17 protein-coding genes (1 of these 17 cut by a window edge) are annotated in these 15,019 nt (G+C 39.0%); 10 read left to right on the top strand and 7 right to left on the bottom strand.

Annotated elements, in window-relative coordinates; genetic code table 11:
- A protein-coding gene (locus tag CYAN7822_RS20680) for an RNA-guided endonuclease InsQ/TnpB family protein (protein ID WP_013324198.1) crosses the window boundary here: on the bottom strand, positions 1-766 show its 5' portion. The gene continues 515 nt to the left of window position 1, outside the view; 766 of the gene's 1,281 nt are visible here — the first part of the coding sequence; its start codon is at positions 764-766; its stop codon lies beyond the left edge, outside the window.
- Positions 767-1,063: 297 nt separating this feature from the next.
- On the opposite strand from CYAN7822_RS20680, the gene CYAN7822_RS20685 reads away from it, so the two are divergent.
- Complete coding sequence (locus tag CYAN7822_RS20685; RefSeq protein ID WP_013324199.1) at positions 1,064-1,333, top strand: YciI family protein; 270 nt, start codon at positions 1,064-1,066, stop codon at positions 1,331-1,333.
- Positions 1,334-1,377: 44 nt separating this feature from the next.
- Here the strand turns inward: CYAN7822_RS20685 and CYAN7822_RS20690 are convergent, their stop codons facing one another.
- The gene (locus CYAN7822_RS20690; RefSeq protein WP_245602777.1) at positions 1,378-1,821 is read right to left on the bottom strand and encodes a pentapeptide repeat-containing protein; all 444 of its coding nucleotides are present in this window, start codon (positions 1,819-1,821) and stop codon (positions 1,378-1,380) included.
- A 279-nt stretch (positions 1,822-2,100) separates the two neighbouring features.
- On the opposite strand from CYAN7822_RS20690, the gene CYAN7822_RS20695 reads away from it, so the two are divergent.
- The 3 genes from CYAN7822_RS20695 to CYAN7822_RS20705 all read left to right on the top strand — a co-directional run bounded on the left by CYAN7822_RS20695 (position 2,101) and on the right by CYAN7822_RS20705 (position 3,935).
- On the top strand, positions 2,101-2,751 hold the full coding sequence (locus CYAN7822_RS20695) for an ester cyclase (RefSeq protein WP_013324201.1): 651 nt from the start codon (positions 2,101-2,103) through the stop codon (positions 2,749-2,751).
- Positions 2,752-2,864: 113 nt separating this feature from the next.
- Positions 2,865-3,452 carry a GNAT family N-acetyltransferase gene (locus tag CYAN7822_RS20700; protein ID WP_013324202.1) on the top strand — a complete coding sequence of 196 codons (588 nt, stop codon included), beginning with the start codon at positions 2,865-2,867 and terminating at the stop codon, positions 3,450-3,452.
- Between the two features lie 24 nt (positions 3,453-3,476).
- The gene (locus CYAN7822_RS20705) at positions 3,477-3,935 is read left to right on the top strand and encodes a GNAT family N-acetyltransferase (protein WP_013324203.1); all 459 of its coding nucleotides are present in this window, start codon (positions 3,477-3,479) and stop codon (positions 3,933-3,935) included.
- Between the two features lie 176 nt (positions 3,936-4,111).
- Here CYAN7822_RS20705 and cobW read toward each other — a convergent pair whose 3' ends face one another.
- Complete coding sequence (cobW, locus tag CYAN7822_RS20710; RefSeq protein WP_013324204.1) at positions 4,112-5,146, bottom strand: cobalamin biosynthesis protein CobW; 1,035 nt, start codon at positions 5,144-5,146, stop codon at positions 4,112-4,114.
- 88 nt (positions 5,147-5,234) lie between these two features.
- Positions 5,235-5,825 (bottom strand): Npun_F5749 family FMN-dependent PPOX-type flavoprotein, encoded by a 591-nt coding sequence (locus CYAN7822_RS20715; protein WP_013324205.1) that lies wholly within the window; start codon positions 5,823-5,825, stop codon positions 5,235-5,237.
- A 55-nt stretch (positions 5,826-5,880) separates the two neighbouring features.
- Between CYAN7822_RS20715 and CYAN7822_RS20720 the strand changes: the two genes are divergently transcribed.
- Positions 5,881-6,330 carry an ATP-binding protein gene (locus CYAN7822_RS20720; protein ID WP_013324206.1) on the top strand — a complete coding sequence of 150 codons (450 nt, stop codon included), beginning with the start codon at positions 5,881-5,883 and terminating at the stop codon, positions 6,328-6,330.
- Between the two features lie 87 nt (positions 6,331-6,417).
- Here CYAN7822_RS20720 and CYAN7822_RS20725 read toward each other — a convergent pair whose 3' ends face one another.
- Positions 6,418-6,657, bottom strand: coding sequence for a hypothetical protein (locus CYAN7822_RS20725; protein ID WP_013324207.1), 240 nt, complete (start codon positions 6,655-6,657; stop codon positions 6,418-6,420).
- Positions 6,658-7,028: 371 nt separating this feature from the next.
- On the opposite strand from CYAN7822_RS20725, the gene CYAN7822_RS20730 reads away from it, so the two are divergent.
- The 3 genes from CYAN7822_RS20730 to CYAN7822_RS20740 all read left to right on the top strand — a co-directional run bounded on the left by CYAN7822_RS20730 (position 7,029) and on the right by CYAN7822_RS20740 (position 10,042).
- Positions 7,029-7,538, top strand: coding sequence for an MAPEG family protein (locus tag CYAN7822_RS20730; RefSeq protein WP_013324208.1), 510 nt, complete (start codon positions 7,029-7,031; stop codon positions 7,536-7,538).
- A 3-nt stretch (positions 7,539-7,541) separates the two neighbouring features.
- Positions 7,542-9,065, top strand: coding sequence for a uroporphyrinogen-III C-methyltransferase (cobA, locus tag CYAN7822_RS20735; RefSeq protein WP_013324209.1), 1,524 nt, complete (start codon positions 7,542-7,544; stop codon positions 9,063-9,065).
- 305 nt (positions 9,066-9,370) lie between these two features.
- Positions 9,371-10,042 carry a hypothetical protein gene (locus CYAN7822_RS20740; RefSeq protein ID WP_013324210.1) on the top strand — a complete coding sequence of 224 codons (672 nt, stop codon included), beginning with the start codon at positions 9,371-9,373 and terminating at the stop codon, positions 10,040-10,042.
- Positions 10,043-10,564: 522 nt separating this feature from the next.
- Here CYAN7822_RS20740 and CYAN7822_RS39115 read toward each other — a convergent pair.
- A complete protein-coding gene (locus CYAN7822_RS39115) occupies positions 10,565-10,930 on the bottom strand; it encodes a hypothetical protein (RefSeq protein ID WP_013324211.1) in 366 nt (121 codons plus the stop codon).
- Between the two features lie 5 nt (positions 10,931-10,935).
- The gene (locus CYAN7822_RS20750; protein ID WP_013324212.1) at positions 10,936-12,243 is read right to left on the bottom strand and encodes an AAA family ATPase; all 1,308 of its coding nucleotides are present in this window, start codon (positions 12,241-12,243) and stop codon (positions 10,936-10,938) included.
- 165 nt (positions 12,244-12,408) lie between these two features.
- On the opposite strand from CYAN7822_RS20750, the gene CYAN7822_RS20755 reads away from it, so the two are divergent.
- Together CYAN7822_RS20755 and CYAN7822_RS20760 are read left to right on the top strand one after the other, a co-directional pair.
- Entirely contained in the window at positions 12,409-13,374 is a 966-nt protein-coding gene (locus CYAN7822_RS20755; RefSeq protein ID WP_013324213.1) for a glycosyltransferase family 2 protein, read from the top strand.
- Positions 13,375-13,422: 48 nt separating this feature from the next.
- Positions 13,423-15,018, top strand: coding sequence for a hypothetical protein (locus CYAN7822_RS20760; protein ID WP_013324214.1), 1,596 nt, complete (start codon positions 13,423-13,425; stop codon positions 15,016-15,018).
- Position 15,019 lies beyond the last annotated feature (1 nt).

Consider the following 15,019-nt stretch of genomic DNA (forward strand, 5'->3'; position numbering starts at 1 on the left):
TTTCTACCTTCAGTCTTGCTTTCTCATAATTATTAGAACGCTTATTTTTTCTCGACAAACGACGTTGCAGTAATTTCAACTTGCTTTGCTCTTTGCCATAGAATTTTGGGCGTTTTGAGCTATAGCCATCAGAAGTAGCAACATAAGCCCCAAGATTCAAATCTACCCCAATAAAATGCCCTGAAGGACTTTCTGTTGATGGTAGTGATTCGGGACTCGAAATAGTGATGACAGCAAACCATCCCTTGGCTTTACGAACCACTCTAACTTGTTTGACAGCAAAGCTTTCTGGAATAGGGCGATGTAGATTTATCTGAACTTTTCCTAGTTTTGGTAATGCTATTTGCCAACCCGTAACGGGATTGGTTTTGAATTGAGGAAAAAGTAAAGACTTCATCTGTCCATACTTTTTGAAACGAGGAAAACCAAAACCTCTCTCTTTGAAAAAATCCCAAGCATCATGCAGTCTTCTAATAGTGCATTGAAGCACTTGAGATGGAGCATTTGCTAACCTAGGAAATATTTTCTTGGCTTTTGGTAATGCGTTTTGTTGTTTAGAATAACTAGGAAAAGGATAGTCAGCAGGCATTATATACTCAAATTCAAGACTACATCTGTCAACGGGCGACTTCCTAGAAGCTATCCAGTCTTTTATTTCTCTAAGAGCGTAGTTATAACAAGCACGAGAAGTTTCTAGCCACTCCAATAGCATACCTTCTTGGAGTGCGTCTGGGTAAATTCTATAGGTGTAGTTGAAAGTGAGCATAAACACCTCTAAATATCGACCACCAATATCTTACCACATAACAATGTTATAGTAAATATCGTCCCTTCCCTTCGCTGTCGCTCAGGACAAGCCTTACGTCAGAGCAAGGCTTCGCTGTTTCATTTATTGGTCGGGATTCATGAGGTCGCGCATTTGGAGGTTTCCTCCAAATGATTCTCGCTGTCGTCCCCACCGTTCAATGTGGATATTTTTTTAGAATTTTTAGGTGGGGACTTCTCCCGACATTCTGTTAAAATAATTTCGGCGTTTTTATTTAAGAAAATTTAAGGTTTAATTATGGCAAAGTATGTTATGTGGGGGAGTTACTGTGAAAATGCCATTGAGAAACGGACTCCTTATCGTCAAGCGCATTTAGACGGTTTAGCCGCCCAAAAAGAGCAAGGCATTTTGATTACTTTGGGACCCACCAAGGATAATACTATTGTATTTGGCATTTATGAAGCCGAAAGTGAAGACGCGGTCAGAGAATTGATCGAAGGAGATCCTTATTGGAAAAATGGCATTTGGACAGAATACGAAGTTAAAGAATGGATACAGGTTTTTTAAAAGGGCGCTCTTAAACAACGCCCCGACCAACTGATAAACATCCATTAATCCGGACAATACAAAGTATCCTTAGTATCCCGTCCGGTTACCGGGTTAGTTCCCTTCGCAATAGTACAGAGATATTTCTCCACATCAGGACGTAACAAAACATCCGTAAAATCTGCCCCATCAATAATTGCCCCTTTAAACAAAGTATTAGTCGCAAAAGCCCCCTCTAAAACCGCATTAGTAAAATTCACTCTAATCAAACGAGCAGACTCTAAATCAGCATATCTTAAATTCGCGCCTTCAAAATTAGCCGATTCCAAATTCGAGGCAAAAAAGCGCACACCTTCTAAATTCGCATTACTAAAATTGCTACTCCTTAAATTAGCATGATCAAATTTAGAATCCCGCAGGTCTTGGCCCGAAAAATCATGATTAACTAAATTTTGTTGTGCATAATCAAGCGCCGTTGCAGGTGCAATCATCGGATTGAAGAAAACCATTGCTCCTACTAAAACGATGAATAAACCCACTTTTAAACGAGAAAAAATTAAAGATTGCCACCGATTCATATTCATATTAACCCTTATTAGTTAATCAGCGTTTTCTTCACAAGCAATAGCCAATTTACTCAGTTTTTCAGCTTATTGCTGAGATATCTTCAAACCAGTCTACCTCATATCACTGTTTCGTGACTTATATCAGTAAAAACCTCTATTGTTTGGATCACCAAATCGAGTACATTAAAACTATAGTCAAATTTCGCAAATGCTATTCTAAACATGACTAATACACAAGAATTACCCCTGTGGGTACAAGGCCGGGAACAAGTCCTCAGTAACGATACAGATGTTGAGTGGCGAGGTGGTCAACGTCCGGACTATACCCAACTTGACCAAAATGGGGACAAAGAGAGAAAGTATAATCATGCTGAGGGTTCTCTCAACGCCATCGCTCACAATTTAGTCAAAACCTTCGAGATGGAAGCATCTCACAAAGCTAACCCCCAACAATGGTTATCTATTGTTACCGATAAGTTTCGCATGAGTAGCAATGGAGGGCAACAATACACCGCCGAAGAAGTTTACGAGAAAGGAACCTATAATCTATTTCTGACTGATACAGAACATTATCGTGCCTCAGAGGAAACTTTCGACTCATCCTATAATTTGTTTCATACAGCTTTCCCGAAAGGGTTTCACTGGGAACTGATAGAAGTGGTTTCAGGGCCTCCTAATGTGGTGTTTAAGTGGCGGCACTGGGGAACCTTTAACGGTCCCTACAAAGATTCTCAACCCACAGGAGAAACTATCGAAATTGTTGGTTTAAGTATTGCTAAAGTGACCGATGATTTAAAAATTGAATTGGTTGAGCATTATTTTGATAATAGTGCTTTCTTGCAAAAATTAACCAGTGGGGGTAAAAAAAGTTAATTGTTAATCATTGAAAGTTATTAGTTATCCGGGGCTATTTTATTCTCTGCCAGCGCTTCCCAAGAATAAAACAGTCCTGAAAAAATCATGATTAAAATGCAGGAAAGCTAAATATGCCACGTTTTTTAGAAACAGAACGGTTAATACTACGTTATATAACTGAAGCCGATGCCGACAATCTTTTCCAATTAGACAGTGATCCTGAAGTTATGCGCTTTATTAGCGGAGGAAAAACAACTGATTATGAAGCCATAAAAAATAAACTTTTGCCCCTTTTTATCGGATATTATCAAAAATATGGACAATTAGCCGCTTGGGCAGTAGAGGAAAAAATTAGTCAAAACTTCATCGGTTGGTTCATCTTTAGACCGGCATCGGAATTTAAATGGGCCAAAGAATTAAACTTAGCCAGCAAAGAGGAAATAGAACTAGGTTATCGCTTGTGTAGAACCAGTTGGGGAAAAGGATATGCAACAGAAGGCTCTAAAGCTTTAATCCATAAGGGATTTAAAGAATTAAACGTTAAAAAAGTTTGTGCATTTGCTCTAGCCAACAATAAAGCCTCAACTCGGGTAATGGAAAAAGTCGGATTAAAATTAGAAAAAGAGTTTCAATTTACCGAAGCTCAATTTCCTTGCTTTCAAGAAGCAGACCGTAAAGCGCTTAAATACTCTCTCAGAGAAGCTGAATTTTTAGATTAGAGTTAATTTGAATAAATAAATCTTATGAAGCCAGAAATTATTGATCATCTCAGCGAAAAGCAAATACAGGAATTATGTCAACTTTTTCAATCAACCTGGTGGGCAAAAGGCCGAAAACTCCCCGATGTGCAACGAATGCTCAACCATTCAGACTTAATTGTGGCACTTTGCCATCACTCCTCTCGTCAACTCCTAGGATTTTCCCGAATTTTGACAGATTATGTTTACCGAGCTATTTTATTTGATGTAGTCATTCGAGATAATTATCGGCAACAAGGACTCGGCAAAATTCTGATGGAAGCCATCATTAATCATCCAGATTTACAAGAGATTGAAGGATTGATCCTATTTTGTCAGCCTGAAGTGATACCATTTTATCAAAAATGGGGTTTTTGGGGCAAATCTGACCGATTAGAAATAATGATTCGTCCTGCTGCTGAGACAGAATTACTACAAGAAAAAGCGGGTAGTTTAATGAATTAACAGAAAAAATTTTTTTGCCCAAAAATCCGGAATCAGACTGGAGGGGGGTGTAGATATAGATATAAGTTTAAAACCGCCAGCAAATGTTACTGATAAAATCGCTGGTATATAGTAAATCTTAGACTCAGGTGAAATTGATTCGTCTGAGTCTAAATATATATTTGCCCATCCTTAACTTAGTTTCTCAGCTTGGCTGAAATTAAGTCCAGATCCAGAGAACGACCAATAACCACTAATTTAGTTTGTCTTAACTCGGAAGCGTTCCAAAGACGGTCATAATAAGAATCAAAACGATCCCCGACTCCTTGCAATACCATCCGCATTGGTTTATTAGCAACATCCACAAAACCCTTAATACGGTAAATTTCTTCAGTAGCGACTAATTCCTTTAATTTTGTCAGAAAAGCTTTAGGGTCAACTGCCTGATCAAAAATCACCTGAACAGAGTTAATCTCTTCATCGTGGTCGTGATCTTCCTCTTGGTCATGATGAGAAGGGCGGCTATCTAAATTATCTTCTACGGCCGCATTAAACCCTAAAAGAATCTCGGGACTAATTTCCCCATGATGACAAGGAACCACTTTCACACCCGGGCGTAACTCCTGTTTTAAGAAGTTTTGAATCTGAGTTAAAGTCGCATCATCCACCAAATCAGTTTTTGTCAGTAACACCAGATCAGCACAAGCTAACTGATCCTCAAATAATTCTTCGATGGGGGTTTCATGTTCCAGGTTAGGATCGGCCTGTCGCTGTGCTTCCAATGCGGCAAGATCTCCCACTAAAGTCCCTGCGGCTAAAGCTTGGCAGTCTACCACCGTCACCACGCCATCTACTGTAGCACCATTGCGAATTTCTGGCCAACGGAAAGCTTGCACCAAAGGTTTAGGTAATGCTAACCCCGAGGTTTCTATCAACATACAATCAATTTGTTCTCGTCTCTCTAATAATTGCTGCATAGTGGGAAAAAATTCTTCTTGAACCGTACAGCATAAGCATCCGTTCGTCAGTTCGACAATATTATCTTGGGGGTTTTCATCTTCATCACAAATTTGACATCCTCGTAACAATTCCCCATCAATTCCCACCTCACCAAATTCATTAACTAAAATAGCGATGCGTCGGCCTTGGTTGTTTTGCAGTAAGTGACGTACTAAGGTAGTTTTACCAGCACCTAAAAAACCAGTGATAACAGTAACGGGGATTTTGTGCATTTTGGCTTTAGAAACATAAAGGCAATAAAATATTGTGGCATTACCTGTATAACTTACTCAATAATTTTTTTAAATTTTAACACTTGTTTTAGGGATTAACTTCTTGTCTAATCCAAGTTTTAGACTCATCCAAAAAGTATTGATAGCGATTTTGAGGATTTCCTCGTAATTCTAGATGGTCCACTCGTTGAGGATCGAGTAACAACAGACAAAAATTAGTTAAAGGTTGATCAGGAGAGGGAAAAGGAGAACAAAAAGCTGAATCATCCTTGATTCTCGCTTGTGCTGGTTCTGGCCAAGCAAACTGTAATCTAGCCGCATCAGATAATTGTTGCCAAACTAAATGACGTTCTTGTTGTAAGTTAGCAGGGGAACCATTAGCCGTAATAAGATTCAGAATTCCGGCTAGACGAAACTGTTCTCGGGTTTTCGTAAAATACCAACAAATTTCTCCCCAAGCTTGATGCTCAATTTGGCTCACTTTTTCACTGCGGAGATCGGTAACAATTTTGATTTGATTACTATTATTTAAATAACCTCTAAATACGACTGTCCGATTTTTCGGGAGTCCTTCTGGAGTAACAGTAGCCAATTGAAAGTAACGAGAATAGGGTTGACTACGATTGAGATGTAAAGCCCTAGATAAAGAGGTACGCCAAGGAGGTAGATTATTTGTCATAATAGCAATTATAACACAAAAGGAGCCAAAAAAATCCCTAATGACTCATGACTGAATGGAAGCAGTAATTTTCATTGGTATTCAAGCGTCTGGTAAATCAACTTTTTACCGAGAGTATTTTCTTAATAGCCACATTCGCCTAAATTTAGATATGCTCAAAACCCGACATCGGGAAAAAATTTTAGTTCAAGCTTGTTTAGAAGCCAAACAGCCTTTTGTCGTGGATAATACCAATCCCACTTTAGAAGATAGACAGCGTTATATTCTGCCGGCAAAAAACAATAAATTTCGGGTAATCGGCTACTATTTTCCGCCAGATTTAGAAAATTGTCAGCAACGCAATCTACAACGACCTGCTAAACAGATTGTGCCTTTAGTTGGACTCCTGTCCACTTATAAAAAACTAATTGCTCCGGTTTATCAGGAAGGATTTGATGTGATTTACTCAGTAAAAATCGCTTCTAATTTTTCTTTTATCGTCAAGAGAATAGTACCTGGAATTTGATAAAAACTGATTTAAAAAAGTTAATGAGGACAATGATTGAGGGAAAGACTGATAGATTTTGCTCGGTTAAAACGATGAATGATAATTTCATTCGGCCTCTTGGCTAATTGTTAAAGCGAGATATTCATCCATCTCTTCATCATTAATACAATAATCAGAAAATTTTAGACCTGAAGGGCCTGAAACCGAACAAAACTGTTCCCATAAACTCCAGGTATCGTCATCATCCTCATCCATGACGATAAAATCGACAAAATCATTGACCTGCTTGAGAAGATTTTCAGGAAGTTGACGAATTTTCGAGATGGTTTGCTCATGAAGAGTCATATCTTTTCTCCTTTATGATGAGACTTAATAGAGTGGAGGATTATTGGTCTTGGTGCTGCATATCATTAGGATAACTCTGACCCAGAAACCCTTGCAGTGATACTCATCACTACTTTTAAGAGATTATCGTCTCATCACTGTCAACAACAGGGTGTAGGGGGTAGGGTGACCGACGCGCACAAGCGACGAAGGAGCGCGGAGCATCGTAGGGTGTGGGGGAAGAGTTTTAGGGTTTGTTTCCTAAGATCATAATATCCAGTTTAAATGCACAACAGCTTATCCATCCTGCCGCTTGTAAGGCACGCCAACTTCTGCTAGAACAGATCTCGCCGCATTTATTCAACAACCAAAAGCGTAAAACACAATTAAATATGAATGAAAATCTAATTCCCATCTCAACCCTTTTTATCGGAATTAACGGATTAATTGCCTTTGTCCTATCCTATATTGTGGTTATGGAACGTTCAAAAACCCGACTGTGGCATGGTGAGTCAATTGAAGATGTCGCCTCTCAACGAGATCCTTTAGCTAACCCCAATATTGTTGCTGCAACCGTAGAAAAATTCACTCTCATCATTCTTGGCGATCCATTAATTGATCAAGGAGCCTTACAGCGAAAAATCCGCGCTCATGCTAACTTTACCGAATATGTTCCTCTGGCCTTATTGTTTATCGTTGCTTTAGAGTTGATGTCTTCGCCGAGTTGGTTAGTATGGCTTCTCGGTAGTAGCCTAACTATCAGCCGCATTGCTCATGGATATGGTTTAATTAGGGTTTATGGGCCTTCTCCAGGACGAGCGATCGGGTTTTTTGGGACTTGGTTTGTTTATTTATTGGGTGCAGGAGCCTGTATTTATTATGGGTTAAAAGCCATTATGTAATTTATGACCTCTGGAAAAGTATCTCTCATTGGCGCAGGGCCCGGAAGCATTGCCTACCTCACCCTCAAAGGACAACACCTCTTATCCCAAGCAGAAGTTTTAATTTATGATGACCTTGTAGATCCCCAACTGTTGCAACTTGTCCCCTCTAACTGTGTGCAACTTCACGTCGGAAAACGCGGCGGATCACCTAGCACTCCACAGGATATTATTAATCTACTCTTAGTGGACTTTTGCTCACAGGGTAAACAAGTGGTGCGGCTAAAAGGTGGCGATCCCTTTATTTTTGGACGGGCCAACCCAGAAATAGGGGCTCTGATAGCGGCCAACTGTCATTATGAGGTGATCCCCGGCATTTCTTCGGCTTTAGCCGCCCCTTTGCTGGCCGGAATACCCCTCACCGATAAAGACTTGAGTCGCTGTTTTGTCGTTCTCAGCGCCCATGACCCTGATATCCTAGATTGGGATGCCATCGCCAAAATAGATACCATCGTCATTTTAATGGGGGGACGTTTCCTAGAAGACATTATTCAAAACTTGCAAGAAAAAGGACGATCACCTAGCACTCCCATTGCTATTATCCGCCACTGCGCCCGTCCTGAGCAACAGGTTTGGATAGGTACATTAGGAGATATAGTGGATCAGATAACAGAAGAGTCTCTCTCTCCTACCGTGATGGTTATTGGTGATGTTGTTAAGCTTCGGAATATGACTACCTCTCCCTCTCTTCCCCTATCCGGAAAAACCGTTATTGTTACTCGCGCGGCGGAACAATCTAGTAAATTTAGCGACCTCTTACAAGAACAAGGGGCGACAGTAATTGAAATGCCGGCTTTAGAAATTACCCCCCCTTCGAGTTGGGAAGGATTAGATCAGGCGATCGCCACCTTAAAAGATTTTCACTGGTTAATTCTTACCTCCGCTAACGGGGTACATTATTTTTTTGAACGGTTAGCCAATGCCGGCAAAGATACCCGTGCCTTAGCAGGCGTTAAAATTGCTGTGGTAGGCAAAAAAACAGCAGAGAGTCTCAAACAGTATGGGTTACTAGCAGATTATATTCCCCCGGATTTTGTGGCAGACTCGTTAATTGAACATTTTCCAGAAAATTTGTCCGGCCAAAAAATCCTTTTTCCCCGGGTAGAAACTGGAGGGAGAGAAGTATTAGTGAAAGATTTATCTGTGGTTGGCGCTGAGGTGGTAGAAGTGGCGGCTTATCAGTCAGGATGTCCTAAACAGATTAACCCTCAAGCGTGGCAAGTTTTGCAAGAGGGAATGGCAGACATTGTTACCTTTGCTAGTTCTAAAACCGTCCAAAATTTCTATCATTTAGTTAAAGTGGCATTAACATCAAAATCAAAATATACCCCTCAATCTTTGTTAGAAAACGTTTGTCTTGCTTCTATTGGGCCTCAAACTTCAAAAACTTGTTATGAGGCTTTTGGCCGAGTAGATGTGGAGGCGCAAGAATATACTTTGGAAGGGTTGACGGCGGCGTTAATTCAATGGGCCAAAACTCAAAATTAATTTTTTTACTAGACCTTTTGTAATAGTCCATAGGAAAGAGTTACCGGTATTTTACATTTCTTAATACAGAGCCGCTACTATTGATGTTCAGGTAGCTCCTGACTTTACAGAATCTTTAAAACTCAAAAAATCTTGACCCAATCTTTAAAATTAAAGGCGTATTAATCAAATCTTACCGAGTTCTCTTTCAATTGATAGAGTCTATAATTATTTCTTAGGAGAGAAACTCTGGATAAATTGTAAGAGTTATTATTGAATTATAAAAAAATATTATTGACTTTTCGTAAGAGAGGTTATTTAAATTTATGACTCATCCAAATAGTTCCAATAACTACGACAAAGAAGTCCATCAAGAGTCTTATACAGACGGGAATGGCAATATTTATCAAACAAAACAAACCACTGAAACAATTAATTCAAATAGCAATCCTGACGCTTACCGACATGGATATATTCATGGTCAAGCGGCAGAACGTAGTCAGCGTAGAAGAATAGTCCAACGAGATGAAGACAATACAAGTCGTGGTTTATTACTAGGAAGTCTCTTAGCAACCATTGCCATTCTTGCTGGTGGTTTTCTTTGGTATATTAATCAACGAGATAATGACGTGACTCCTGTTACCCCTATAATCGTTCCTAACGCCAATAAACCCCAAGAAAGTCCATCTCCCTCTCCATCTCCCACACCTCAATCTCAAACACAACAAGAATCTAAAAAAGAAACCACTATCATCGAAAAAGTTAGAGAAGTTCCCGTTCCTGTTCCAGTTCCTCAACCAGAAGCGGCACAACCTCCAAGTTCTCAAACTCAATCTTCCTCTCAACCCACAACCCCACAACAACAACCTTCGGGGCCGCAAACCGAAATTAATATTAATCCTGTAACGCCAGAAGCTTCTAAATCAGACAATAATCCCTCAGAATCTAATTCTAAGTCTCAGACTGATACAAACTCTAATGACAATACTCCCCAGTAATTATTAATATAGAAGTGGCTTTTTTAAGTCTTCGGGTTTTGGGTTTATTTTCTCTTATACTCCCCCCTTGTTAAGGGGGGTTGGGTGGGATCTAGGACTTACGCACTCTCCACGAAATCATTACGGTTTGAGATTATCCGCGATCCTTCGCTAACGCTGGTGGATGACATAAAATCGTTGTTTTTAATTGGGAGTGCGTGACTCATAGGATCTATTAGACGCAGCTTCATGAAAAATTGGTATTAGGCTATATTTTTGCCCCGTAGGGTAGGCCATCTCGATGGCCTACCATCACTTAATTTATTGCTTCAGCCATTGACTAATTCTTGTTTCTAAATTACGGATGTCTTCTGGACATAATTGACGAATACGTTTATATTTTTTGGCGGCTTCTTCAGCGAGGATTGTCCGACCTTGATCGGTAGATTTTAAAACATTTCTTTGTGTAGCAAAAGGTAAAAAGTAATTTTCTTTAGGATTAATTTCTTGACGAATATCTGACCAACTCCATTCAGTCGGTAATTAATGACCAGCTAAAAGCCATACTTCTACTTCTTGCCAAGCATTTTCAGCAACGAATAGTTGATCAGTACCTAAAATGTTTGCGGCTTGTTCTTCAAGATTATCTAAAATTTTTTTTCTGGGTTCATTGCCATCTCTATCTACACATAATATAAATATATCTATTTTTGATTTATAGCGATTGATTATCTTTTCAATTCGTTCCCATTTTAGGGCTTCCACATAGCCTGCTAAACGGGGGTCTTGACAGACTCTTACTTTAACCTTTGTTGATTCTAGACCTAGGTACTTAAACAGGGCTTCAATAATAGGTTTAAGAATATATTGGTCTTTGCTAAAATCTTCAGGAATGATGAGAACGTTCAATTTTTTTACTCCTCATCATCGGAAAAATACATAATATCTTCTAACCATCCCGACTCATGAAGCCGCCCTAAGTCCTCTTGTTCTAATACTTCTTTGGCTTCGGGAATATCAAGAATTCTTTGTATTTTTGCTCCGGGTTTTTCTGGTAGGCGGTAAGTTAAAGAAGCATATTCTAAAGATTGAGAACTCAGGAGTCGAAGTAACTGAGGAGAATGAGAGGTTGCTAGGACTTGAATATTTTCTTGCTTGGTTGCTTGTTCGATTAATTGTATAAGTAAATGCAGGCGAGTGGGATGAATGCCATTTTCTATCTCTTCAAAAAAGTAAAATTTAGCGGGATTGGGAGTTAATAAAGCCGCACAAATTGCCAGAAATCTTAAAGTTCCATCTGAAGCGCTATAAGCTGATATTTTTTCTCCATTTGATTCTACTAAAGTCACTAAGGTTTTTCCTGTAAAGTCTGTGGGAAATTCAAAGTCAACCACATCCATAGGAGTTAAGGCTTTAATCCATTCTAATAAGGCTATTTTACGATCAGGTATTTGATAAAGGTCTAGTAATACAGATGATAAGTTTTCACCTCTCTCACCTAATATATTTTGACCCGGATAAGAAGGATTTTTCATGGCGGCTGGCTCTAAGTCAAAAAAGCGAATTGAGCTTAGATTTCGCATTAAATTTTGAATTAATATAAATGATGGTATTCTGCTAAAAGAAGATGCCAAATTATCATAAGTGTAATCGACACTTTTTTGAAAACGCCAGCTAGTTATAGCATTACAAATTTCTGAAATAAAGGGTTGATATTTTTTACCTTTCATTTCCTTGCCATCTATTTTATCTTTGTTAACTAAAATAAAAGTTAACTCTTGTTCAGAATTTGGCTGGGATGGTTGAGAATAAAATAAATTTGATTCGTCATATACTGAAAAAAGACTTTCAGAAACAACTTGAGAAGGCGTAGTATTTTCTCCGGGCTTGACTTCAATTTGATAAATAAGTTCCTGTTCCTGCTTTTGATAATCTAAAAAACTAAAAGCCGCTTCTAAAGAAAAACTAGAAGCCCCCTTAAAAGCAATTTCTCTAGTTCCTCCACGAATGCCGCTCCATTGTAAAGCCCCTCCTTCTATCCATTTTTCCCCTATAATTTCAGCAATATTATAACCCCGCGCAATACCATGTAAAAAACGTAGAGCATCCCGAATATTACTCTTACCGGTAGCATTTTCTCCTACTAATAGAGTAAAGTTACCTAAACTCAGTTCAGCATCTTGGAAATTCTTAAAATTTTTAAAGCGGATTTTCTTCAGCATAATTTAAAATTTAATTCCCTTAATTAGGTTATAACAATATTTATAGACGATCAGTCAACATTGCCTACCCTGAAACAAAATATGTCTCCCGAAAGCCGCATCTTCAGGTAAACTAGAGTTGATACTCCCACCAGAAAAGAGGACAACACCGAGAATTAAAAATCAATGAAAAAACTGATTATCCAAATTCCTTGTTATAACGAAGAAGGCACATTAGGACTTACCTTATCTAAATTACCTCGCCAAATACCCGGAGTTGACAAAGTAGAATGGTTAATTATTAATGATGGAAGTATTGATCAAACTGTAGAAGTAGCAAAGGCTTCGGGAGTCGATCATATTGTTAACTTTGAACATAATCAAGGCCTGGCTAAAGCTTTTATGGCCGGTATAGAAGCCTGTTTAAAAGCCGGAGCAGATATTATTGTTAATACTGATGCAGATAATCAATATAATGCGGCTGATATTCCTAAACTTGTTCAACCCATATTAGATGGTGAGGCCGAAATAGTGGTCGGCGCTAGACCTATTCAAGACATTGAACATTTCTCTCCTGTCAAGAAACTATTACAAAACCTAGGCAGTTTAGTGGTTCGCCTAGCCAGTAATACTAATATTCCCGATGCACCTAGTGGTTTTCGTGCCATTAGTCGTAACGCCGCCCTTCGTCTCAACGTTTTTAGCGAATATACTTATACCTTAGAAACCATTATTCAGGCGGGACAAAAAGGAATCATCATTACTTCTGTTCCCATTAGAACTAACCGCTATCTCCGTCCATCCCGTCTCGTTAAAAGTATTCCGGCTTATGTTCAACGTTCGATTTTTACCATTATTCGCATCTTTATCACCTATAAACCTCTCCGATTTTTCAGCATCGTGGGGAGTGTTCCTTTTACTGTAGGTTTTTTACTTTGTTTACGTTGGCTGATTCTATTTTTAGGAATTTTAGGGCATACACCCGAAAAACCTCGGGTTCCTAGCTTAATTTTAGCCGCAATTTTGATCATCATTGGCTTTCAATTATGGATGTTCGGATTAATTGCAGACCTGATGGCAGTTAATCGTCAACTCCTAGAAGATATACAATTAAGACTTCGCAAAGCAGATATTGATTCCCATCATAAATAATCAGTTATGAGTGATCAGTTAAGATTGACAAATCCTGACCAATGACCAATGACTAAAAACTTATTTGCCACTGAAGCCCTCGCCCAAATTCCTAAAATATTAACGCTTTTAGACCGGAACTTTCATAGCCCTACCTATGGCTGTTTTGACCGCAATTTCTGGCAATACAAAATCATTGACTTCCCCAGTGGAATGTCTCAAGAATTTGTCTATCCTCTCGCCCTAGCCTATCACACAGATCTTGAAAATAATCCTTATTACCATGAACCTGTAATTCGAGATTGGGTAGAAGCCGCTATTCTCTATGCCGCAAAAAGTGCCCATGCTGACGGTTCTTGTGATGATTATTTTCCCTTTGAACGCGCAGGCGGCGCGGCGGCTTTTTCTCTTTTAGCTTGTATCGAAAGTTATCAGTTATTACAATTAAATAATCAAGCGGCTATAGATTTTTTTATCAAACGCGCTGACTGGTTAGCACATCATCAAGAAAGTGGACGACTGACTAATCATCAAGCTTTAATTGTTTTATGTTTAGAATTACTCTCAAGACTTCTCAATACGGATCGCTGGAATGAGCAAAAAGAACAGCGTTTAGAACAGGTTTTATCCTGGCAAAACCCCGAGGGATGGTTTCAAGAATATGAAGGCTGTGATCCGGGCTATCATACTTTAACCATTTCTTGTTTAGCCCGAATTTATCAACTGATTCCCCATAACCGCTTAAAGGATGCTATCGCTAAAGCCGTTATTTTAGCCGCTCATTTTATTCACCCTGATGGGTCTTATGGTGGGGAATATACCAGCCGCAATACTTATAATTTCTTTCCTCATGGCTTTGAATTAGTGGGAAAATGGCTACCCGAAGCGTTAAGTATTAATGATCAGTTTTTAAAAGGAATGGCTAAAGGATTAGCCCCCTGTTATGCTGATGATCACATTATCGGTCATCATACCTGGAATTATTTACTCGCTTGGCGGGATTTTGTGCCAGCAAGACCTCCTTTAAAACCTCGCCCTCATGGTCGTTTATGGCTTCGTGAAGCGGGTATTTTAATTGATCGTCGTCAAGGAACAGAGCTTTATTTAGCCTTAAATAAAGGAGGAGTATTTAAACTTTTTCGAGAGGGTCAATTGATGGCTTCAGATACCCAATTTTCTCTCTCGGTTCAAGAAGGAAAAAAACTTAAAAATGCCGTTGCTCATCTGGTTAGTCAGCATTATAAAATTGGAGTAGATGAAGATATCATTACTATTGAGGGGGCATTAGGATGGGCAAAACAAAAGCAGATGACTCCCCTAAATTTAATGATTTTGCGAATCGTTATGTTGACTGTTGGGCGCTTTTTCCCGAATTTAATTCGTAAACTTTTGCAAAAAATGTTGATCACCGGCAAAAAAAATGCTCCTTTTGCCTTTTACCGTCAACTCCGTTGGGAAGATGACCATTGGAAAGTTATTGATGAACTTCATGCCGACTCTTGGGAACAAGTCCTATCAGCCGCCATTGGATGCGATCAAACTTCAATTTATGTCGTCATGAGCCGCACTTATCAAAGAGGACAACTCAGACAATGGTTAGACTTAACTGATAAAATTAAACCTTTAAAATCTGGAGAAAAATTAATTTTAGAAAGAGAGTTTTAAC

Origin of the sequence: Gloeothece verrucosa PCC 7822 (genome assembly GCF_000147335.1) — a bacterium.
Lineage (GTDB): Bacteria > Cyanobacteriota > Cyanobacteriia > Cyanobacteriales > Microcystaceae > Gloeothece > Gloeothece verrucosa.